General features: G+C 54.5%; 17 protein-coding genes and 1 tRNA gene. 10 read left to right on the top strand and 8 right to left on the bottom strand.

Going from position 1 to position 20,355, the window contains the following annotated elements; genetic code table 11:
* Nucleotides 1-65: 65 nt before the first annotated feature.
* Both AB3U87_RS00505 and AB3U87_RS00500 read right to left on the bottom strand, forming a co-directional pair.
* The gene (locus tag AB3U87_RS00505) at nucleotides 66-2,000 is read right to left on the bottom strand and encodes an exoribonuclease II (RefSeq protein WP_301251650.1); all 1,935 of its coding nucleotides are present in this window, start codon (nucleotides 1,998-2,000) and stop codon (nucleotides 66-68) included.
* A gap of 243 nt (nucleotides 2,001-2,243) precedes the next feature.
* Nucleotides 2,244-4,550, bottom strand: coding sequence for an FdhF/YdeP family oxidoreductase (locus tag AB3U87_RS00500; protein WP_253453861.1), 2,307 nt, complete (start codon nucleotides 4,548-4,550; stop codon nucleotides 2,244-2,246).
* Between the two features lie 285 nt (nucleotides 4,551-4,835).
* Between AB3U87_RS00500 and AB3U87_RS00495 the strand changes: the two genes are divergently transcribed.
* Nucleotides 4,836-6,383, top strand: a complete 1,548-nt coding sequence (locus AB3U87_RS00495; RefSeq protein WP_369894825.1) for a PTS transporter subunit EIIC — start codon at nucleotides 4,836-4,838, stop codon at nucleotides 6,381-6,383.
* 45 nt (nucleotides 6,384-6,428) lie between these two features.
* Here the strand turns inward: AB3U87_RS00495 and AB3U87_RS00490 are convergent, their stop codons facing one another.
* Nucleotides 6,429-6,938, bottom strand: a complete 510-nt coding sequence (locus AB3U87_RS00490; protein ID WP_253453863.1) for an SRPBCC family protein — start codon at nucleotides 6,936-6,938, stop codon at nucleotides 6,429-6,431.
* Nucleotides 6,939-7,076: 138 nt separating this feature from the next.
* Between AB3U87_RS00490 and AB3U87_RS00485 the strand changes: the two genes are divergently transcribed.
* The 8 genes from AB3U87_RS00485 (at nucleotide 7,077) to AB3U87_RS00450 (ending at nucleotide 14,275) form a co-directional block, all read left to right on the top strand.
* Complete coding sequence (locus AB3U87_RS00485) at nucleotides 7,077-7,985, top strand: LysR family transcriptional regulator (protein WP_253453864.1); 909 nt, start codon at nucleotides 7,077-7,079, stop codon at nucleotides 7,983-7,985.
* 377 nt (nucleotides 7,986-8,362) lie between these two features.
* On the top strand, nucleotides 8,363-8,527 hold the full coding sequence (locus tag AB3U87_RS00480; RefSeq protein ID WP_301251651.1) for a con-10 family general stress protein: 165 nt from the start codon (nucleotides 8,363-8,365) through the stop codon (nucleotides 8,525-8,527).
* 390 nt (nucleotides 8,528-8,917) lie between these two features.
* The gene (locus AB3U87_RS00475) at nucleotides 8,918-9,625 is read left to right on the top strand and encodes a DJ-1/PfpI family protein (protein WP_301251652.1); all 708 of its coding nucleotides are present in this window, start codon (nucleotides 8,918-8,920) and stop codon (nucleotides 9,623-9,625) included.
* 299 nt (nucleotides 9,626-9,924) lie between these two features.
* Nucleotides 9,925-10,227, top strand: a complete 303-nt coding sequence (locus AB3U87_RS00470; RefSeq protein ID WP_253453870.1) for a hypothetical protein — start codon at nucleotides 9,925-9,927, stop codon at nucleotides 10,225-10,227.
* Nucleotides 10,228-11,239: 1,012 nt separating this feature from the next.
* Nucleotides 11,240-11,315: transfer RNA gene (locus tag AB3U87_RS00465), tRNA-OTHER, on the top strand.
* Between the two features lie 201 nt (nucleotides 11,316-11,516).
* Nucleotides 11,517-11,900: a hypothetical protein gene (locus AB3U87_RS00460; protein ID WP_253453872.1), complete on the top strand. Its 384-nt coding sequence runs from the start codon at nucleotides 11,517-11,519 to the stop codon at nucleotides 11,898-11,900.
* A gap of 132 nt (nucleotides 11,901-12,032) precedes the next feature.
* Nucleotides 12,033-12,194, top strand: coding sequence for a YnfU family zinc-binding protein (locus AB3U87_RS00455; RefSeq protein ID WP_301251653.1), 162 nt, complete (start codon nucleotides 12,033-12,035; stop codon nucleotides 12,192-12,194).
* Nucleotides 12,195-12,628: 434 nt separating this feature from the next.
* A complete protein-coding gene (locus AB3U87_RS00450; RefSeq protein WP_394148064.1) occupies nucleotides 12,629-14,275 on the top strand; it encodes a methyl-accepting chemotaxis protein in 1,647 nt (548 codons plus the stop codon).
* Between the two features lie 125 nt (nucleotides 14,276-14,400).
* Here AB3U87_RS00450 and AB3U87_RS00445 read toward each other — a convergent pair whose 3' ends face one another.
* Nucleotides 14,401-14,598, bottom strand: a complete 198-nt coding sequence (locus tag AB3U87_RS00445) for a YkvA family protein (RefSeq protein ID WP_301251719.1) — start codon at nucleotides 14,596-14,598, stop codon at nucleotides 14,401-14,403.
* Nucleotides 14,599-15,345: 747 nt separating this feature from the next.
* On the opposite strand from AB3U87_RS00445, the gene AB3U87_RS00440 reads away from it, so the two are divergent.
* Nucleotides 15,346-16,245, top strand: coding sequence for a LysR family transcriptional regulator (locus AB3U87_RS00440; RefSeq protein ID WP_253453876.1), 900 nt, complete (start codon nucleotides 15,346-15,348; stop codon nucleotides 16,243-16,245).
* A gap of 12 nt (nucleotides 16,246-16,257) precedes the next feature.
* On the opposite strand, the gene AB3U87_RS00435 is transcribed toward AB3U87_RS00440, so the two are convergent.
* The 4 genes from AB3U87_RS00435 to sapC form a co-directional block, all read right to left on the bottom strand.
* Nucleotides 16,258-17,394 carry a CMD domain-containing protein gene (locus AB3U87_RS00435; protein WP_394148062.1) on the bottom strand — a complete coding sequence of 379 codons (1,137 nt, stop codon included), beginning with the start codon at nucleotides 17,392-17,394 and terminating at the stop codon, nucleotides 16,258-16,260.
* A gap of 190 nt (nucleotides 17,395-17,584) precedes the next feature.
* Complete coding sequence (sapF, locus tag AB3U87_RS00430; protein WP_253453880.1) at nucleotides 17,585-18,391, bottom strand: putrescine export ABC transporter ATP-binding protein SapF; 807 nt, start codon at nucleotides 18,389-18,391, stop codon at nucleotides 17,585-17,587.
* Nucleotides 18,391-19,383, bottom strand: coding sequence for a putrescine export ABC transporter ATP-binding protein SapD (gene sapD / locus AB3U87_RS00425; protein ID WP_253453882.1), 993 nt, complete (start codon nucleotides 19,381-19,383; stop codon nucleotides 18,391-18,393). Before sapD ends, sapF begins: the two co-directional genes overlap by 1 nt.
* The gene (gene sapC, locus AB3U87_RS00420; RefSeq protein ID WP_394148061.1) at nucleotides 19,383-20,273 is read right to left on the bottom strand and encodes a putrescine export ABC transporter permease SapC; all 891 of its coding nucleotides are present in this window, start codon (nucleotides 20,271-20,273) and stop codon (nucleotides 19,383-19,385) included. Before sapC ends, sapD begins: the two co-directional genes overlap by 1 nt.
* Nucleotides 20,274-20,355 lie beyond the last annotated feature (82 nt).

Raw genomic sequence — 20,355 nt, 5'->3', positions numbered from 1 at the left:
CGCGCGACCTCAGAGAGCAAGGGCGACAGAAGCAGGCGGGACAGGGCGTCCCGCCTGACAGAGCATCAGGCTGCCGGACGAGCCACGATGCTACGGGTTTCCATCCGCACTTCTGCGATGGTCACTTCGATCAGATCGGTCACGCGATAAACCACTTCGCCTTTGATCTGCACCGTGCCGCTTTCCTGGCTGCATACCATCTCATCACGTACCGCGTGAATAAACGGCGCAGGGATAAAGGCAACGGCGCCGTTAGCGGTCAGGCGCACGCGCATGCCGCCGCGAGACACATCGATAATCTCCGCCGCAAAGCGCTCGTCGGTGCCCGCCGCTTTCTGCAGGAAACGGGAATAGAGCCAGTCGCCCACGTCACGCTCTGCCATACGGTTCAGGCGGCGGCGCTCGCTCATCTTCACGGTAATCTCATCCTGCGGACGGGAAGCCGCTTCGCCTTTGATCATCGCTTTCAGCAGGCGATGGTTGATCATATCGCCGTACTTACGAATAGGCGACGTCCAGGTCGCATAGGCTTCCAGTCCCAGCCCGAAGTGCGGACCAGGCTCGATGCCGATTTCGGCGAACGACTGGAAACGACGGATGCGGCTGTCCAGGAACTGGGTCGGCTGCGCGTCCAGTTCGCGACGCAGCACGCGGAAACCTTCCAGCGTGGCGATAGCCTGCGGATCGACCTTCACGCCGTGGTTTTCCAGCACGCTGGCGGCCTGCTCGGCGTTCACCAGGTCAAAACCGAGGTGAATGTTGTAGATCCCGAAGCCCAGCTTCTCGCGCAGCACGGTGGCAGCGCAGATGTTGGCGGTGATCATCGCTTCTTCCACGATGCGGTTAGCGATGCGGCGATGTTCAGCAACGATATCCAGCACTTCGCCTTTTTCGCCCAGCAGGAAGCGGAAGTCAGGGCGATCTTTAAACACCAGCGCGTGGGTTTTACGCCACTCGCCGCGCGCCAGGCACAGCTTGTGCAGCAGACGGATCTGGGTAGCGATCGCGTCGTTTTCCGGCTGCCAGTCGCCGCTGTTTTCCAGCCAGTCGGAAACCTGGTCGTAAACCAGCTTGGCTTTGGATTCAATCCAGGCCGCGAAGAAGTGGATATCTTCGCCCAGCGTGCCGTCGGCCGCTACCGTTACGCGGCAGGCAAGCACCGGACGGCGCTCGTTGGGACGCAGCGAGCAGACGTCATCGGAAAGCTGGCGCGGCAGCATCGGAATGTTAAAGCCCGGCAGGTAGTTGGTGAACGCGCGCTCGGCGGCAATAGCATCCAGCTCGCTGTTCGCCGCCACGTAAGCGGTCGGATCGGCGATAGCGATAGTCAGGCGCAGCTGGCCTTCCGGTAATGCTTCTACGTACAGCGCATCGTCCATATCTTCCGTGCTGGCGCTGTCGATGGTAACAAAATCCAGCGCGGTCAGATCTTCGCGCTCAAGCTGCTCGTCAAGCATCTCGCCAGCCACGGCTTCCGGCGCTTCGCGCTCCAGATTGTGGCGGGAAAGCGTTACCCACCACGGCGCCAGATGGTCGTCAGCGGTGGTGATAAAAGCGGTCAGCTCGGCGTAGAAAGTGCGATCGCCTTTCAGCGGATGGCGCTTCATCTCGGCCACGGCCCAGTCGCCAGCCTGGAATTCATGATTCAGGTTGCGGTCGGGACGGCACTGAATAGCGTCTTTGAGCAGTGGATGATCGGGCACGATAGAAAGGCGATCGTCTTTCTTCTGCACGCGGCCGACAAAACGCGTCAGGAAAGGCTCAACAAGTTTTTCCGGATCGGCGACTTCACGATCCTTATCGGTTTGCAGCACGGCAACAATGCGGTCACCGTGCATCACTTTTTTCATGAACGGCGGCGGAATGAAATAGCTTTTCTGGGCATCAACTTCCAGAAAGCCGAAGCCTTTTTCGGTGCCTTTTACCACCCCTTCAACACGCGGCGTCTGGGAGTGGAGTTTCTCTTTGAGCTGCGCGAGCAGCGGGTTATCCTGGAACATAATCTCAACGTTTTCGTGGCCTAAGAGCGGCAGACAGTTTTACGCGATTAACCGCCCCGCGGCAAGTAAAAAGCCCGGAAAATCGCGGGCTTTGCGAGGCTGTGCGCTGAATTGCCGCGCTTTTTTTGGCACGGCTGGCGGCGGCAAAAGGGCGGAAGAATTTTCCAGCCGCGAATGCCTGTCGCCAGCCGTAAGAAATAAAAAAGCCGGGAAAATCCCGGCCTGGTGTTAGCGCATTGTGACTCAGGCGATACGCAAGCCTGGCTTCACTTCGGACAGGGTGATTTTCACCGGCACCGATTTAGACGTTGGCGTGCCGCTGCCGTCGCCAAAGCTGGAAAGCGGCACCAGCGGGTTGGTTTCCGGATAGTAGGCCGCCAGGTTGCCTTTTGGAATGTTGTAAGGCACCAGCTTGAACTCGCTGACTTTACGGGTGATCCCGTCGTTCCACAGCGTTTCGATATCCACCTTGTCGCCCGCCGCAAAGCCCAGACGCGCCATATCTTCCGGATGGATAAACAGCACTTCGCGCTGGCCATACACGCCACGGTAGCGGTCATCAAGGCCGTAAATCGTGGTGTTGTACTGGTCGTGCGAGCGCAGCGTTTGCAGCGTAAACGGCACTTCCACATCCAGCTGCGGGAACAGCGAGTCCGGCAGGCTGGCGGCGCTGAACTGCGCTTTATTGTTCAGCGTATTGAAACGGAACTCTGCCGCGGCGTTGCCCAGATAGAAACCGCCCTTGATATCGCACTTAGCGTTGAAATCCGTAAAGCCCGGAATGGTAGCGGCGATATGGTCGCGGATCAGATTGTAATCCGCTGCCAGGCCCAGCCAGTCCACTTTTTCCGAACCCAGCACGGCGTGCGCGATACCGGCAACGATCGCCGTTTCGGAACGCTGCGTCTCGGCGATAGGCTTGCCCACGCCTTCAGAGGCGTGAACCATGCTGAAGGAGTCTTCCACGGTGATAAACTGCGGGCCGGTCGCCTGGATATCCTGCTCGGTACGCCCCAGCGTCGGCAGGATCAGCGCGTCAACGGCACCAGGACACAGGTGGCTGCGGTTCAGCTTGGTGCTGATCTGCACGGTCAGGCCGCAGCGACGCAGCGCCTCTTCGGTGCGCGGGCTGTCCGGCGCGGCGGCGGCCAGGTTGCCGCCCAGCGCGATCAGCACTTTGATCTCGTCACGCAGCATCGCTTCCAGCGCTTCAACCGTGTTGTGACCGATTTCGCGCGGTGGCTCAAAGCCAAAGTGTTTGCCCAGGCTGTCGAGGAAGGCCTGAGAAGGCTTCTCGTCAATGCCCATGGTGCGGTTGCCCTGCACGTTGCTGTGGCCGCGAACCGGGCAAAGGCCTGCGCCTTTTTTGCCCAGCTGGCCAAACAGCAGCTGCAGGTTAACGATCTCGCGCACCGTATCCACAGAATGCTTGTGCTGCGTGATGCCCATCGCCCAGGTACAGATCACGCGCTCGGCGCTCTGGTAGATAGCGGCCGCTTCACGGATCTGCTGTTCGGTCAGGCCGGACTGCTGAACGATATGCGACCATTCCGTCGCCTCGACGGCAGCCAGGTAAGCTTCCATGCCTTCGGTTTTGGCATTGATAAAGACTTCATCAAACAGGCCAGGTTCGCCAGCAGCCAGACGGGCATAATGCGTTTCCGCCAGCGCTTTCACCATGCCGCGCACCGCTGCCATATCACCGCCGAGGTTCGGCTGATAATAGGTAGAGCTGATGGTGCCCGCTTTACTGGTTACCACTTCCAGCGGCTTCTGCGGATCCGCAAAGCGCTCCAGGCCACGTTCGCGCAGCGTGTTGAAGGTCACGATTTTTGCACCGTGATCGGCGGCGTGACGCAGGCTGTGCAGCATACGCGGGTGGTTGGTGCCGGGGTTCTGGCCGAAAACAAAAATAGCGTCCGCGTGATCGAAATCATCCAGGCGAATAGTGCCTTTGCCCACGCCGATGCTGCGCTTCAGGCCGGTGCCGCTGGCCTCGTGGCACATATTTGAGCAGTCCGGGAAGTTATTGCTGCCGTTCATACGGCCAAACAGCTGATAAAGCCAGGAGGCTTCGTTGCTGGCGCGGCCAGAGGTGTAAAGCTCCATCTGGTCAGGATTGTCCATCGCCTTGATATGGCGGGCGATCAGGGCAAACGCGTCGTCCCAGCTGATGGGCTCGTAATGGTCGGTTTCACGATTGTAGCGTAGCGGCTCGGTCAGGCGACCCTGATATTCCAGGAAGTAGTCGCTCTGCTTATAGAGGGCGGAAACGCTGTGTTGAGCAAAGAAGCTGGCGTCGATAAAGCGGCGCGTCGCTTCCCAGGTCACGGCCTTGGCGCCGTTTTCACAAAAGCTGAAGGTGCTTTTGTTATCGTCGCCCCAGGCGCAGCCGGGACAGTCAAAGCCTTTGGCTTTGTTCATGCGCATCAGGTTGCGCATATTTTTCAGAACTTGTTTGCTGTCAAAAACGAAACGGGTTGTCGCTTCCAGTGATCCCCAGCCGCCCGCCGCCGCCTGGTAGGGTTTTATTGCAGTTTTAAATTTCATAGTGCTTCGCAGGTGGTTACAATGTTTTTGTCTTGTTAAGAAGTTATTACTTCTTTTATCGGCACAGTCTGTGACTTCTTAACAAAATTGTCTAATTGATTGCTTTAATCATGCGATAGGTGGGGTTTATCGCTAAAGCGTGAGACATATCAAAGAATCATACGGAAGCATATGCATTTCTCCGCGTCCCGTCTTGCGCTGGATCATACTCAGGCTTTCAGCCGGAAAGACGAGGGGCCTGTGAAAGAATTTGCCAGTAAAATTCATGCTTTCGGCAAAGCGCTGATGATGCCGATCTCCGTTATCGCCGCCGCCGGTATCTTTCTGGGCGTGGCGGCCGCGCTGCAAAACCCGGCGATAACCGGCGATGCGTTTGCCAGCCTGCACGTTCCACAGCTGATTATTGGCTTTATCCGCAAGGTGGCGGGCGCGCTGTTTGCCAATCTGCCGCTCTTTTTTGCCGTTGCCAGCGCGATTGGCCTGGCGAAAGCGGAAAAGCCGACCGCCGCCTTTGCTGCCGTTATCGGCTTTATCGCCATGCATGTCGGCGTCAGCGCCACGCTTGCGGCGCAGGGATTGACGGCGGCTACGACCACGCCGGAAGCGCTGCAGGCGAAAGGCATGGAGCAAACGGCCGCCATGATGACCTCGGCGGAATATATCCCGATGCTGGGTATCTTTACCTATAACATGAGCGTGCTGGGCGGCGTCATCGCCGGTTTGCTGACCGCGACCATTCATAACCGCTTCTATACCACGCAGCTGCCTACCGCTATCAGCTTCTTCGGCGGGCGACGTTTTGTGCCGATCGTGACCGTGCTGGTGCTGCCGCTGGTGGGCGTGCTGCTGGCGGCGATCTGGCCCACTATCGGCGCCGGTATCGCCTGGGTTGGCGAGCTAATCGGCAAAAGCGGGCAGTATGGGGCTTTCTTATATGGCACCAGCGAACGCCTGCTTATCCCTACCGGCCTGCATCATATCCTTAACGAAACGGTGCGCTTCACGCCTATTGGTGGCGTCGCTACCGTGGATAATCAGACCATCGTGGGCGCGCTGAATATCTTTAATACCGCGCTGACCCATCCCGGCTCCGTACCGGATGACATTATCAGAAACGCCACGCAGTTCCTGGCGCAGGGAAAAATCCCGGTGATGATGTTTGGCCTGCCGGCGGCCGCGCTGGCGATCTATCACTGTGCGAGGCCGGAGCACAAGCAGCGGGTCAAAGCGCTGATGCTGGCGGGCGCGCTCACTTCGTTTACGACCGGCATCACCGAGCCGCTGGAATTCTGCTTTATCTTTGTTTCGCCCATTCTTTATCTGCTGCACGCGCTCCTTAGCGGCCTGTCTTTTATGCTGATGTCGATGCTGCACCTGATGATCGGCAATATTCAGGGCGGCGCTATCGATCTCGTGGTGTTTGGTATTCTTGGCGGCAGCAAAACTCAATGGTGGTGGACGCTGGTGCTTGGCGCCATCTACGTGCCGGTTTACTACTACGGTTTTCGCTTTGTTATCCTGCGTATGCGGGTAGAAACGCCGGGCAGGGAAGCGGAAGAGACGGAGCCGGAAAGCAAAACGGTCGCGGCCGATCAGCGTATTCGGGTGATCATTAGCGGACTGGGCGGCGAAGGCAATATAGAGGACGTCGATTGCTGCTTTACCCGACTGCGGGTGCGGGTAAAAGAGATGAAAGAGGTCGTCGATCAAACGCTGATGACCACGGGCGCCAACGGCATCAACCGCGTCAGCGACCACGATATCCAGGTCATTTACGGGCCGCAGGTTGAAAAAATCGCCAGCGAGGTGAAAGCTGCCCTGGGCGTGGCCTGACTGCTGCCGTCCCTGGCAGGCCGCATTTACAGAACGTTCGCCGTGTCAGGCTTTCCGGGCGAGGGCGGCGGCGACCAGGCCATCCAGCCATGCCTGATGGCCGTTAATCATCGGGTTTGGCGTGGTTTTCGCCAGTGCTTTAGCCGGATGGCCGTTCTGGGTTTCCTGGGTCAGGATACGTACGCGTCCGCCGGCCAAATCTTCCAGCAGCCAGGCATGATGCACATCCAGCCGCGTTTCGCCTTCGCCGGACCAGCCATGCCACGCCACGCGCGCCGGTTCGCCGGTGGATGGCGCTACGCATTCAGTTACCTGCGCCTCGACAGGAAAACCAAAAGTCGTGAAGTAGAAACGCACCTCCTGCGCCAGCTGCGGACCTTTACCGTGACAGAAACGAATATCAGCAACATTTTCATAATAGGTTGGCCACAGCGCTGGGGTATTCAACAGCGGCCAGACTTCCGCCGTGGACAGACCTGCCACAATAACCTCGTTCGAGGCGAAGTTATCACAAAAACCCGGAATATAGCCTTCAGGCCAGATAATAGCGTTCATTAGTCACCCATAAAAACAGAGCACAGCGCCAGTCGCTGTTGGTAAAGCGAGTATGCGGAGAGTGCTGATATAAGGCTAATCAGGGTTTGTTATTACTGATATCATGAAGAATGATATCTAAAGGGGAAGCGAAGCGAGATGAAAACGGATATCCGCACAATGGATTTGAATCTGTTGAAAACCCTGGATGCATTGTTGGATGAACGCAGCGTTACGCGTGCGGCAGCCAGGCTGTCGCTTACTCAGCCAGCCGTCAGCGGAATGCTGACGCGGCTGCGCGACTGTTTTGACGATCCGCTGTTCAGCCGAACGCAAAGAGGGATAGTGCCCACGCCACGCGCGCTGGAGCTGGCTGCGCCGGTGAAAAGGATCCTCAGCGAAACGGAAGCGTTATTACAAAGAAAAGTGTTTAACCCGGCCAGCGCAGAGATGACGATCACCGTCGCCGCCACGGATTATGCTTTAAAAGCGGTTATCGTGCCGTTTGTGACCGCGCTGCGTCGACAGGCACCGGGCATTCGCGTGGCTGTGGTGCCGGTTGAGGCCGGCCAGCTCGCAGATCAGCTGGCGCGGGGCGAAATCGATTTCGCCCTGGTCACGCCTGAAACCACGCCGCAGGAGCTGCACACCCGCCACCTTTTTGATGAACGCTATGTCTGCATGATGCGCAAAGATCATCCTGATGCCGGCCCCCGGCCGCTGACGTTGGACCGTTTCTGCCAGCTGGACCAGGTTCTGGTTTCTTTTACCGGGGACAGATTTTCCGGCGTGACCGATCGCGCTTTAGCGGCGTTGGGACGAGAAAGAAGGGTGGTCATGGCGATCAACAGCTTTCTGATGCTGCCGGAAATTTTGCAGCTCAGCGATCTGATTGCGGTAACGCCTTATCGACTGACCGTGGGCGTCGAGAAAATGGCGATACAGGCGCCGCCGCTGGTCATTCCCGGCTTTACCAAAACCCTGGCGTGGCACGACCGTACGCATCGTGACGCCGGGCACCGCTGGCTGCGAGCCTTGTTTACCGCTCTGTTCAGCGACGAGCCGTAATCAGACAGGGACAGACGGCCCTTCTGCCGTCTTGCTATTGCAATGGGTATATTTCATGACAGAGATAAAGGCTTAAGCCTGCTGTGGTTTATTAACTGTTATTTTAAAACATTATTAATAATCCTGAAAAATTATGTCATATTTTTCGCGTCTATATATTTTACTGATTTGGCTGGCTTTTTCAGGGTGCGTATGAGAAAGCCTGTTGAATATAAAATGAAACAGGCGATCCGCCATTAAATAAAGGTTTTTTCTTGCAGGCTGATGAGAGGTTGCTATAGTTATTCATGCACGACGTTCACCGGCGTTCGGTAAAAACAGCAGTAGCCGAGCTATATTATCCGGTGAGAAATTGAATACACGAAGAGGAAGCTATTATGACTCAGCATCGTGGAAATTCCGGCAACTTCGCCGAGGATCGTGAAAAAGCATCAGAAGCAGGTAAGAAAGGCGGCCAGAGCAGCAGCGGTTCTTTCAAAAACGACCGTGATAAGGCCTCCGAAGCCGGTAAAAAAGGTGGGCAGAACAGCCACCGCAGCTAAGTAGTATGGGATGACCACAGGTAGTATCGGGCCGTTTAAATTGGCTCAACTATTAGCCGATTGATTAAGTTGGCCGAAGAAAGTAATTTAAGGTTGTCCCGTAACCGGCTAAAACCCGCATCCCTCTGTTTCAGGGGTGGCGGGTTTTTTTATGCATTATTATTAATTTCTACAACTTATTCAGAAGTGGGAGCTTCATTTTCGCTTTTGCCGATAATTTTATATCTGCATGGTTCCAGATTTGCCGCTTCGTTTATATCCTTCTTTTGGAACAGGTGGAGAAAATTCAGATCGCGAGAAAGGGCGTGCGCCGTATAAGACGGCTTTTTTACGCTTGCCGCCTGTCTGTGAATATGCGAAAAACGGACTTCATTTTTTCAGGAGAAAAGCATGTCTGCCCAAACCCTTGCCATTGGCCTTTTGCTTTACCCCGATTTAACCCAGCTAGATCTTACCGGCCCTTTTGAAGTTTTTACCCGGGCACCTGGCGCGCAGGTGCATCTCATCTGGAAAACGCGGGAACCGGTAGTGTCCGATCGCGGCATGGCGATCCTGCCTTCCACAACCTTTGAGGCTTGCCCAAAACTGGATGTCCTTTGCGTGCCCGGCGGCCCAGGGCAGATCGCGCTGATGGAAGACAACGATACGTTGGCATTTATCCGCCGCAAAAGCGCAGAGGTTAATTTGCTTACCTCCGTTTGTACCGGCTCGCTGGTGTTGGGCGCCGCCGGGCTTTTACAGGGACGCAAAGCGACCTGCCACTGGGGATCGCTGTCGCAGCTGGCGTTACTGGGTGCCGAGCCGGTAGGCGAGCGCGTAGTGCGGGATGGTAATCTTATTACCGGCGCTGGCGTGACTTCCGGCATCGATTTTGCGCTTAGCGTGGTGGCCGCGCTCTACGGCGACGAAATCGCTCAGGCTATCCAGCTGCAGATGGAATACGATCCTGCGCCGCCGTTTGACTGCGGCTCCCCTCGCGTGGCTTCAGCAGAGCAGGTCGCAAGAGCCAGCGCACAGGCGGCGGGATTCATTGCTAAAAGGCTGAAGGCAACGCAAAAAGCGGCATTACGGCTGAGCAATTCTGCCTGCCGGTCGTGACCGGGACCGGCAGGCAGGTGACGGCGTCACTAAAAGACGATGCTGGCTTGATATTTATTACAGCGGTAATTAACACCGGGGCCAATTCTGAATATAAGCCGGGATGTCAATAAATAAGAATAGTCTGCTTTGTCCTTAGGGTATTAATAATAAAGAGCGGCGGCCAGGCATGGCCTGATTCTGAATATAAGCGACAGAAGCATTATCAGGGTGCATTCGTTACCGAAGTATGGAATAACTGGCAACAATTTAGCAGCTAACGCTTTTCTGCCAGGCAAGGCAGGCTTACGGGGAATATAATGCAGACTGAAACCGTTCAAACCGACGAACTGGAAGGCAAAGCCCTGGAATGGGCCGTGCTTAAAGCTATAGGCGGCGCCTGGCCGAAAGGCGCGGCTACGACGTGGGACAAGGCTGGATATCTGATAAGCAATCTGAATATATTCCTGAGCAGCGGCGGCCATAAACAGATGTTTATCGCTTATCTGGACGAAAGAGCGCCCTCCGTGGGCAAAACCTTACCGGAGGCGGTGTACCGCGCCGTGGTTCACGCTTCAATAGGCAGCTGGATATCAGTGCCGGTATCAATTTTAAAGGCTTAGCCGCCGTGAAGGAATAAAGACAAAGGCGGTGAAATTAATGAGCTTTTCTATATTTTACAGTGGCACTAAAAAACTAGTATTCTGAAACCATCTTATGGCACACGGATAGTTAAGGCCTCGTGCCGCTGAATACGGTTATTATAATATCTGTCCTCGCTTTAAATTAACTATCTGCTTTCTGGCTCGCTTTCAGTGTAACCTCTCTATAGAAAATATTAGCGCTTTTATCAGCACTTATTAAACCTGAATCGTGCGCGCTTTTGGTAAAAATAGCAGCTATATCATACTCATCTCTGTGCTGACACGGACAGGTAAGGCGTTATTCAGGATTATTTATATAAAAAAAGCCCGCAGGGAGCCGCGGGCAAAAAAACGAAGTTAACTCTGTTTTGCCTCACCACCCTAAAGTAATACGCAGACCATAAAGTGATCCGAATCACATCCCGGTGGTTAAATTTTGTTCTGAGACGAATCTTATTAAGGGAAGTTTACCCTGAAATGCTGCCAATACCGCCGTGCGAACCAAAGTATGGAGAGAGGTTTAGCAGCATAAGTGCCGCCATCAGGCCACTTTATACAGCTGTTACCGGCACGGCGGTTGGTCATCTCGCCTGAACCACAGCGCCTGGCCATCGGCTATTAATTTGCTATTTGCTGAACCATAACTATGCTTAATCAGGTAGTCGCCAATGCGCCGCCCGACCGACGGACTGACCCTTAATCAGTGATGATAAACAGGCGCACCAAATTTCAGGCTCTGCTCAGGCAGGGCCTTTTTTCTGTCTGCGGTGTACTACACTACCAGAACATGCTCCTGCGCGAGGGACGTTTCAACCATGCTTCTCCTCAGGGAGACGGGTGGACAAGCTGCGCTAACGATTTTACCGGAACGCAACCGGCATCAGGTTACCGGAACGCAACTGGCATCAGGTTACCGGAACGTAACCGGCATCAGGTTACCGGAACGTAACCGGCATCAGGTTACCGGAACGTAACCGGCATCAGGATTAAACCGCCGTTAGCTCACCTGGAGAGAGCATCAGCCACGGAGCTGAAGGTTTGGGGTTCGAATCCCTGACGGCGGTCCAGTACTTGTTCTGAAGGTCACCCTGGGTGGCCTTTTTTTACGCCTGCGCTTTATTAACCTTTTTATATAAAGGGTATTATAGGGGGATCAGCGTAAGAGATAACGTTTTGAGCGTTGTCTGTCCGTTATTGGAATAAGGTGCGCAAACAACCTGAGCCTCGCCAACGCGGGGCTTTTTTACGTCCGGAAGAAGGAGAACACTATGCTGACCGTTAAAAGTATCATCGGGGGTGTGACGCATATCTGTGAGGTGAACAATATCACTATTGCAAGACGCGGTTCGGAAACCTTCGGCTATGTTCTGACGCTGACCAAAGAGCATCCCAATCCCGATTTTGCTGAGGTAATGCCTGCTATCTATGAAAATGAAGAGAAAAGCAAAGTCTTACAGCAAGAGGCCATTATGATCAGTGAAAGGGATGGCGTACTGGTCGGGGACGCTGTAGCTGTGCTTATCAGCGAGGTGGATAGCGTGAAAATGCCTGGCCTTAAAGAAGCGGATGGAACGCTGTATCAATACATCTATCCGGGAGACAAGGTCTACGTGATGAATTCGCACGGTTCAACTATTGAGACAGTCAAATGATCAAGGTTTCCCCACAGAGAAAGCCAGGCGTTAAAGTGCGGCAGCCTAATCCAGATCGAAAATGCAGGTTAGTTGAGTAAAATTTGCGCAGGGATGGTATAATCAGGCTCACTTCTCACAAGGCCAAATACCATGTCCTTTTTCGCTCAGATGATGGACCGTATCGCCAGAATAAACGCTGACGCCAAATGCCCTATATGCGGAAAAAGCTCTAAGCATTCAGTTGCAAAAATTTCTCGAGAGCAGGCATTGCTCTGCCCACATTGCAAATCCCTTTTTGTTATTCACGGTTAAATAGTGCTGAAAAGCTAAGCCGCCTCCGGGCGGTTTTTATCGGCGTGTTTAATACTGACCGCGCCAGGAATGGCTGTTACGGCGCCAGAAACAGGGGCGTCCAGATGATTTATCCTTAAAACATGAAACATAACTTGCTAAATTAATTAACACATACAGTGAGTTTTGGCTTACAGGCTGAAGATTAAAAGGGCCGGGTGACCAAAACGATAAAAAGCCGATAGCACAATACGGATCCTTTGCACGTCAGTATTACGTGAACAAATGTAACTTAAGTAATAAAATCAATATTAATAATAGGTTGTATTGCCCTGCACGAAAAAAAATTTAAACTTGATACAAGGGCTAATTTTTTTCAATGGCATACCGATAACCCTACCCTGGGGACAAAAGGTCTTCTTAGGGCTTATTAAATTATCAGGTTTGAGGTAGGTATGAATATTACGCAGCGTTTGTTCCTGACGTTTACCCTGTTGGCGCTGGCTTTATGCACGCTGGCAGCGGTATCGTTCTCAATTATATCGGGTTTTCAATCCCGCTTCGAATATGTACAGAATAATGCTATCCCCAGCATTAAGGATCTTAACAAATCCATTAGTGCTTCCAGCGGTTTGGGCCTGGCCTTATACAAGCACCAGGCGCTTACCGATGATACAAAGCTGCCTGCCGCTGAACGCCATATCGACGACACGCTGGATGAATTGAAAAAGCTGACTGATTACTACATGGCTAATGATATCTCCAGTGCTGAAGATCGTAGTATGACAGAGCAGATCTACCGTGACATCGACGCAGTACGGGCTGACTTACCGGCGTTCCTTAACGCTTCCCGCGCGCAAAATGAGAGCGTAACGCTGGCCTTGCTTCAGGGTGAATCAGGTATAGGTGCTGCAGGTAGAAAATTAGCATCAGATTTGAATAAGCAGATTGAACTTAATATCCAGATTGGCAATGAGCTAAAAAAAATCAATAAAGAAATCTATTCAAAAACAATCTGGATGATGTCAACTGCGGTTATTTTGGTGATTGTGCTGCTCAGCTTTTTTGCCATAAAAACCATTCTGAATATCAGAAGAAGCCTTCTGAATATAGAAGAGACAATGCTGGAAGTCAGCAACACGTTAGACCTTACTCGCCAGGCTGACGACAGCCACGCTGATGAAATAGGAAAAACCGCTTCAGCGTTTAATAAATTACTGACTAAGTTTTCAGAGACGTTAACGGCTGTTAATAGCGCATCGTTATCCGTAAGCTCAGGATCTTCACAAATTGCCGCAGGTAATGAAGATTTGTCTTCTCGTACCGAGCAGCAGGCGGCTTCGCTTGAAGAGACCTCTTCGAGTATGGCTGCACTGAGCGAAACGGTAAAAAATAACTCCTTCAGTGCCAGCGAGGCGAGCACGCTGGCCGATAGCGCTAATAAGCTGTCGACAGAAAACGGTCAGTCCGTGAGGAATATGTTGAATACGATGGAAGATATCCGCACCAGCTCCGGAAAAATTTCCGAAATAACGGGGCTGATCGAGGGGATTTCATTCCAGACCAATATTCTGGCGCTGAACGCTGCCGTTGAGGCGGCAAGAGCCGGCGAGCATGGCAGAGGCTTTGCAGTGGTGGCAAGCGAAGTGCGTAATCTTGCGCAGCGTTCTTCCTCTGCGGCAAAAGAGATTAAAGATCTGATCAACGCCTCCGTTATGCACGTCGAAAGCGGGGCGTTGCAGGCAGCCAGCGTGGGTGAAAACTCAGCAAAAGTAACCAGCTCAATCAACCAGGTCGCGACTATTGTCAATGAGATTGCTACTTCGGCAGCGGAACAAAGCCGCGGTATTGAGCAGGTTCATTTGGCTATCGGGCAGATGGACGAAGTGACGCAACAAAATGCTGCGCTGGTCGAGGAAGCCTCGTCCGCGTCCAGATCGCTACAGGATCAGGCGGAAACGCTCAGCCAACTGGTGTCTGCCTTTAAGTTAACTTCAGATACGCGGATGTACAAAAAAACCGAGACCTTTGTTAAGCCATCCGTGAGCCGTACGCCCGCGAAGGCGGCCGCTGTAACAGCCGGGGATTGGGAAAGTTTTTAATGTGGTTCGCCCCCAGTAATGGGGGCTTTGGCGTTAAAGTCATTTTCCACGCTCTTGATCCACAGCCAATGCAGCGCCGATAGCCCTTTCGGGCGTGCTCGTTGGGCTGATATCGTCACCAGTCATCAGCAATAACGTTTAGTCGAACCAGTCTGCCATTTTTTCTGTAGCCTGGTTTTTACATCTTCGTTGATATACATCGACACAGCAGCCAGCGCGCCAGCCGGGACACCAGGGTCATCCGTAAAGCCAACAACGGGCAAAGCATCAGGGACGGCATCAATCGGCAAAACGAAATAAGCAAGCGCAGCGTAAATCGTCATTTTGCCCAAATTGGCGTGTCTGGTCTCTGCGCAGAAAAATAGAACCAAAGCGCTTTTTCAATGACTTCATGCCCCGCTTTTTTAACGTACTTAACAATTTTTACCAAAAGCCGTCATCGTTAAAATCTTTAGCGGTGGTGAACTTGTTTTCCATCTCTTTCTCCTGAAATTAAACCCTGTTGTTCATCGGCATATCTCTTCAGGGCTTTATCTCTTTGTGAGCGGCCCGGTATTTATGTACGGCTTCTGTCGTAAAACTAAAGCTACCGTTAACCATTTCAGTAAAGAGATGCCGGGCAACTTTATTACGCACCAAAAAAAATGCCGCAATTGTCGGGCTGCAATAATAAAAATCCATTATTAACGAGCTATCTGGCCTGAAGGTAAAAAAAGCCTGTAAGGTATGCAGGCAAATAATCAGAGCCGGTTGACCCGGCACACTAAATTAATCCCAATGTTATAAAATGGCTGGAGGCACGTACCTGAGCCTGAAATTTGTTCCGACGGAATTTTATCAGGGAAACTTGCATACAAATGCTTTTGCTGAATGAGCGCGGACAACAGCCATTATTGACGTTCAGCAGCACGACATTAGCCTTTAGGGCTCTTTAAATTGACATCTCAGGCGCGCTGGCTGAAGATCTTCTTTAGTCAGCAATGCCTGTGGACCGGGCTGATTTTGCGCCCGGATGCCTGCTTACCAGTCAATAAAGCCTGTCTGACATAACCTTCTGAAAAATAAGAAAAATGGATATAAAACAACTTATTTACCTGTGTAACCTTGAGCGCGAGCGCCATTTTGGCCGTGCGGCGGAGGCGAGCTTCGTCAGCCAGCCGACGCTGTCGATGCGTCTGAAAAACCTGGAGCGCGAGCTGGGGCTATCGCTGATCAACCGCAGCAATAACTTCGACGGCTTTACGCCAGAAGGCGAAAGGGTGCTGACGTGGGCGCGGGAAATCGTCTCCGTCTATCAGGGCCTCAAGCTGGAAGTCGAATCGTTAAAACATGGCGTTGCGGGCACGCTACGTATTGGCGTGGTGCCGCAGTGCAGCATCTCGCTGCCGCTGGTGCTGAAAGGCATCCAGGAACGTTATCCGCAGCTTAACTATCGCGTCTCGGTGCTCAGCGCCGATCAGCTGCTTGACGCATTGAACAGCTATACGGTGGACGTCGGCATTGGCTTTTTTGAGCTGGTCACGCTGCGCGAGCTGCATTTCCAGGCCGAACCGCTGGCGGACAACGGCGTGGAAGTGGTTTTCCATCCCGAACATTTTCCGCAGCTGGTGGGCGAAGCGCCGCTGAGCCTGAACGAACTAAAAGAGATCCCGCTGTGTCTGGCGGAGCAGACGCGCTATTTCCGACGCTATCTGGATACCCACTTTCGGGAAGCCGATATCCATCTGCGGGTGATACTGGAAACCACCTCCGTGTTTCAACTGGCGCAGGGCGTTCAGGTAGGGCTGGGCTGCCTGATTTCGCCTCGCGGCCATCTGCTGCCGGCCATGACGCCGGAATTGCAGTCGCGCCCGCTGGCCATTGCGCCGATGAGCCGCCAGGCCGCAGTGGTTATTGCCGAGCCGGGCAGAGCGACGCCGCTGTCCCAGCACTTTTTTGACGAGGTACGCCGCTGGCTTAGCGAACGTTAGCCGCGACGAACGCTAACTCCCCAGCGACTGCATCAGCCGGTTATTCCAGCCTGCCAGCGCCGTACTGAAAATCACGTTCATCATTCTCTGCAGCGAAAAACCCGCCTCTTTCAGCGGCTGTAAATGCGCGGCGCTGAAGCGCTCCGGCGAGCGGGTCAGCTGCGCGGCGGTCTGTATCACTGCCCGATCGACGGCGCTGGCGCTTCCGATCGCGTCATCAACGCCTGTTTTTAACGCGCTACGCAGCGCTTCCGGCGCGTACCGGTTAAAGCAGGCTGCACTGCCGTTGATCCGTGCGGCTACAGCGGCGGCAAGCTGGCCTTCCGGCGTCGTCGTTTGCTCTTCCAGTACCTTAATCAGCTGACCCCAGCCGTACAGGGCATCCCCGTCGTGCGCCAGCAGCCAGGCGCTGCGGCTTAATGCCTGCTGCGGCTGGCAGAAGGTCAGCGCTTCCAGCTGGCTGTGCGTGGCGTAACGCAGCTCAACGGGCGTCAGCCGGGGCTGCCAGCTATGCTGGTCGGTAAAGCCGCATTCGTCCGCATCTGGCGGAACGGTTACGCCAGGGATCCAGCGAACCGGCAGGGCGAGCAGGGCATGCACGCCAGCCGCCACTCGCGCCTGATAACAGACAAAACCGATAATCTGGCTAAAGGTGATGATATCCGGCGCGGTCAGGCCTGCCTCATCCAGCCGCTGCAATGCCGCCTCGTCAATCAGCGTCGGCTGCATCGCCAGCTGGCGGGCATATTCGGTAATTTGCGTCAGGCGACGGTTGCTCTCACGTGAAGAGTCCGGCCCGCTTAGCGGGTTGAGGCGTGCGGCGTAATGGTTACACAGGCGCTGAACGCCGGTAACCTGCGCCACGGTAAGTGCGGTGCTGAGACGATCGTATAACGTCAGCGTATGCGTCAGCGAGGCGGTCAGCGACGAAGGAAACAGCAGCGAGTAGAGATCCCTGGAAGCCAGCAGCGCCGGCTGCGCTTCCTGTAGCGTCTGCCGCAGCCCGCCTTCACAAAGCGCGGCCAGTCCCAGCAAAAAACGGTCTTCAATATCAGCGGCCTCGGGCACCAGAGGCTCTGCCCGGCTGGCGAGCGTGGCCTGAGTTTCGTGATACCAGTGGCTATGGCTTTTAAGCCGACGCCGTTCCATAGTCATTCCTTTTCAAGTTGGCTGGCCCTGAGTACGGACCGGAGGGCAAGCCTATCCTCGCGCAAGCGGAATAACCGGCAAAGACCGATCGGTGCTAATAAATAGCGGAAAAGCATAATGGTGAAAGAAGCAGCGGAACCGGCTGGAAATTCGCCCATTCCTGGCAGAACGGGCGTTTAAAAGAGCGGGACTAACGATCTTTACGCCAGGCGTCCGCCGTCAGCGCTTCGCCAAAGTGGCTGGTAATCAGTCTTTTCGTCAGATCGTGCAGCGGGCAGGCGAGGACATCTGCGGTGCTGCCGCGCTCTACCACTTCGCCGTGATGCATGACGATTACCTGATCGCTGATATGCTTCATCATGCCCAGATGCTGCGTCACATAGATATAGGCGATGCCGTGCTTGTCCTGTAGTTCCAGCATCAGATTCACCAGCTGCGAGCGCATAGACATATCCAGCGAGGCCAGCGCCTCGTCGGCGACAATGACCTTAGGTTGCAGGATCAACGCGCGGGCAAGACCGACGCGCTGCTTCTGTCCCGGCGCCAGCATATGAGGATAATAAGCGGCGTGATCGCGCAGCAAACCGACCTGGCGCAGGGTGGCGATAATGCGCTTTTCCCGCGCTTCGGCGGTCAGATCGGTATTCAGACGCAGCGGGAAATCCAGGATCTGGCCGATGCGCTGGCGTGGATTCAGCGAAGTGGACGGATCCTGAAAGATCATACGGATACGCTGGCTGCGGTAGCCGTAATCGCCATATTGCAGCGGCCGATCGTCAATCAGGATTTCGCCCGCGCTCGGCTCAATCATGCCGCTGAGCATTTTCGCCAGCGTCGACTTGCCGGAGCCGTTTTCGCCGATGATCGCCAGCGTCTGTCTTTCGCGTAGAGTAAAGCTGACCTCTTTGACCGCCTCAACATGCTGACGCCGAAACAGGCCGGTTCGGTAACGGTAGGTTTTACTGAGGTTGCGCACCTCCAGCAGCGTTTCAACCATTACTGACTCTCCATATTCAGCGGGAAATGACAGGCGAACAGGTGCGATTTTCCGCCCGCCAGGCGGGGCGTTTCGATACATTTTTTCTGCGCATAAGGGCAGCGCGGCCCCAGACGGCAGCCAATGGGCAGGTGCTCCAGCGAAGGGATCGCGCCGGGCAGGGTGTTCAGACGACTTTTATGCGGCAGCGAGCGGCCAAAGTCCGGCATCGCCCTGATCAGCGCCTGCGTATAAGGATGGTGCGGCTGCACGATCAAATCTTCGCTGGTGGCGGTTTCCACCGTCTGGCCGCAGTACATCACGTTGATGCGGTTCGCCCAGTGGCTCAGCATCTGCAAATCGTGGCTGATCAGCAAAATCGTGGTGTTGTTGTTCTGATTAAGCCGGGAAAGCAGACGGAAAATCTGCGCCTGCGTCGTCGGCTCCATCGCGTTAGTGGGTTCATCGGCAATCAGCAGGCGCGGCTGGTTGGCCAGCGCAATGGCGATCATCACTTTCTGGCATTCGCCTTCGGTCAGCTCATAGGGAAAACTGCGCATAATATCTTTATGATCTTTGATGCCCACGCGGTGCAGCAGCTCGATAGCGCGACGATGCCGCCAGCCGAAACGCTGGTACCAGCGGCCTTTCCACGTCCAGCGGGGAATAGCCTGTTTTAGCTGTTTACCCACGCTTTCAGAAGGATCGAGGCAGGACTGCGGCTCCTGAAAAATCATCGACACGTTATGCCCGACAAGTTTACGCCTTTCGCGCGGCGACAGCTTAAGCAGGTCGATATCGTCAAAGCGCATACGATCGGCAGTAACCCGCCAGTTATCTTTGGTCACGCCGCAGATCGCTTTGGCGATCAGGCTTTTACCCGAGCCGGATTCGCCCACCAGGCCGCGAACTTCCCCTTCGGTCAACGTAATACTGACGCGATCGACCGCCTTGACCGGGCCATCGGCGGTCATAAACTCAATGGTCAGATTACGAATATCGAGCAGCGGCATTATTCAACTCCCGCAACGATGGCGCGACGAATACCGTCGCCCAGCAAATTGACAATCAGCACGCTGAGCATTATCGCCGCGCCGGGCAGCATCACCGTCCAGGGTGCGACGTAAATCAGCTCCAGCGCATCACCAAGCATGGCTCCCCATTCGGGAGAAGGCAACTGCGCGCCCAGATCCAGAAAGCCCAGCGCGGCAATATCCAGGATAGCCATCGACAGCGCGCGGGTAAATTCCGAAACCAGCAGCGCCAGGATATTGGGGAAAATCGCATAGCGAAGAATATTCATGCTGGAAGCACCATCCAGACGGGCGGCGGTGACATACTCTTTTTCCAGTTCGTCGTGCACGGCGGTATAGACCGAGCGCACCAGACGAGGAATTATCGCCAGGAATACTGCCAGCCAGGCATGGCTTAAACTTGGGCCAAAAAACGCCACCACGATGATCGCCAGCAGCAGCGAAGGAATGGAAAGAAAGGTATCCAGAATGTGGTTCATCACCGCCGAACGCAATCCTCTGGTCAGCCCGGCAAAAACGCCCAGCACCATGGCGCAAAGCGAGGCCAGTACGGTAATGGCTATAGCCGATCCTACCGTTGGCGCCGCACCGCTCAGCAGGCGGCTCAGCAGATCGCGGCCCAAATCGTCCGTGCCGAGAAAAAATGAAACATCGCCGTAGCGCGACCACGAGGGCGGCAGCAGCTGATAACCTAAAAACTGCTGCGCCAGCCCGTAAGGCGCAAGCAGGCGGCCAAACAGGCACAGCAGCAGCAGCGCGATAAACAGGTAGAAGCCGACCATCGCGGTGGTGTCATGATAAAACAGCCGCCACGTGGTGCGGAAAGTGCTGGGCAGCCGTTTTTCGGCGTAAATGTTATCGGAGGGCATAATCTTTCACTTTAAGGCGTTTTAATATAGTCTGATTTTCTGTGAATTTAACATTCATATCATGGCCTTGCGATTAATTTGT

Origin of the sequence: Erwinia plantamica, assembly GCF_043420595.1 — a bacterium.
In the GTDB taxonomy this organism is placed as follows: domain Bacteria; phylum Pseudomonadota; class Gammaproteobacteria; order Enterobacterales; family Enterobacteriaceae; genus Erwinia; species Erwinia aeris.
The sequence above is the reverse complement of the archived record's forward strand: the minus strand, read 5'-3'. Positions and strand labels throughout refer to the sequence as shown.

Coding starts and splice junctions, on each gene's coding strand:
- AB3U87_RS00505 (WP_301251650.1), bottom strand. CDS start 2,000: ATGTTCCAGGATAACCCGCTGCTCGCGCAGCTCAAAGAGAAACTCCAC.
- AB3U87_RS00500 (WP_253453861.1), bottom strand. CDS start 4,550: ATGAAATTTAAAACTGCAATAAAACCCTACCAGGCGGCGGCGGGCGGC.
- AB3U87_RS00495 (WP_369894825.1), top strand. CDS start 4,836: ATGATGCCGATCTCCGTTATCGCCGCCGCCGGTATCTTTCTGGGCGTG.
- AB3U87_RS00490 (WP_253453863.1), bottom strand. CDS start 6,938: ATGAACGCTATTATCTGGCCTGAAGGCTATATTCCGGGTTTTTGTGAT.
- AB3U87_RS00485 (WP_253453864.1), top strand. CDS start 7,077: ATGAAAACGGATATCCGCACAATGGATTTGAATCTGTTGAAAACCCTG.
- AB3U87_RS00480 (WP_301251651.1), top strand. CDS start 8,363: ATGACTCAGCATCGTGGAAATTCCGGCAACTTCGCCGAGGATCGTGAA.
- AB3U87_RS00475 (WP_301251652.1), top strand. CDS start 8,918: ATGTCTGCCCAAACCCTTGCCATTGGCCTTTTGCTTTACCCCGATTTA.
- AB3U87_RS00470 (WP_253453870.1), top strand. CDS start 9,925: ATGCAGACTGAAACCGTTCAAACCGACGAACTGGAAGGCAAAGCCCTG.
- AB3U87_RS00460 (WP_253453872.1), top strand. CDS start 11,517: ATGCTGACCGTTAAAAGTATCATCGGGGGTGTGACGCATATCTGTGAG.
- AB3U87_RS00455 (WP_301251653.1), top strand. CDS start 12,033: ATGTCCTTTTTCGCTCAGATGATGGACCGTATCGCCAGAATAAACGCT.
- AB3U87_RS00450 (WP_394148064.1), top strand. CDS start 12,629: ATGAATATTACGCAGCGTTTGTTCCTGACGTTTACCCTGTTGGCGCTG.
- AB3U87_RS00445 (WP_301251719.1), bottom strand. CDS start 14,598: ATGACGATTTACGCTGCGCTTGCTTATTTCGTTTTGCCGATTGATGCC.
- AB3U87_RS00440 (WP_253453876.1), top strand. CDS start 15,346: ATGGATATAAAACAACTTATTTACCTGTGTAACCTTGAGCGCGAGCGC.
- AB3U87_RS00435 (WP_394148062.1), bottom strand. CDS start 17,394: ATGGAACGGCGTCGGCTTAAAAGCCATAGCCACTGGTATCACGAAACT.
- sapF (WP_253453880.1), bottom strand. CDS start 18,391: ATGGTTGAAACGCTGCTGGAGGTGCGCAACCTCAGTAAAACCTACCGT.
- sapD (WP_253453882.1), bottom strand. CDS start 19,383: ATGCCGCTGCTCGATATTCGTAATCTGACCATTGAGTTTATGACCGCC.
- sapC (WP_394148061.1), bottom strand. CDS start 20,273: ATGCCCTCCGATAACATTTACGCCGAAAAACGGCTGCCCAGCACTTTC.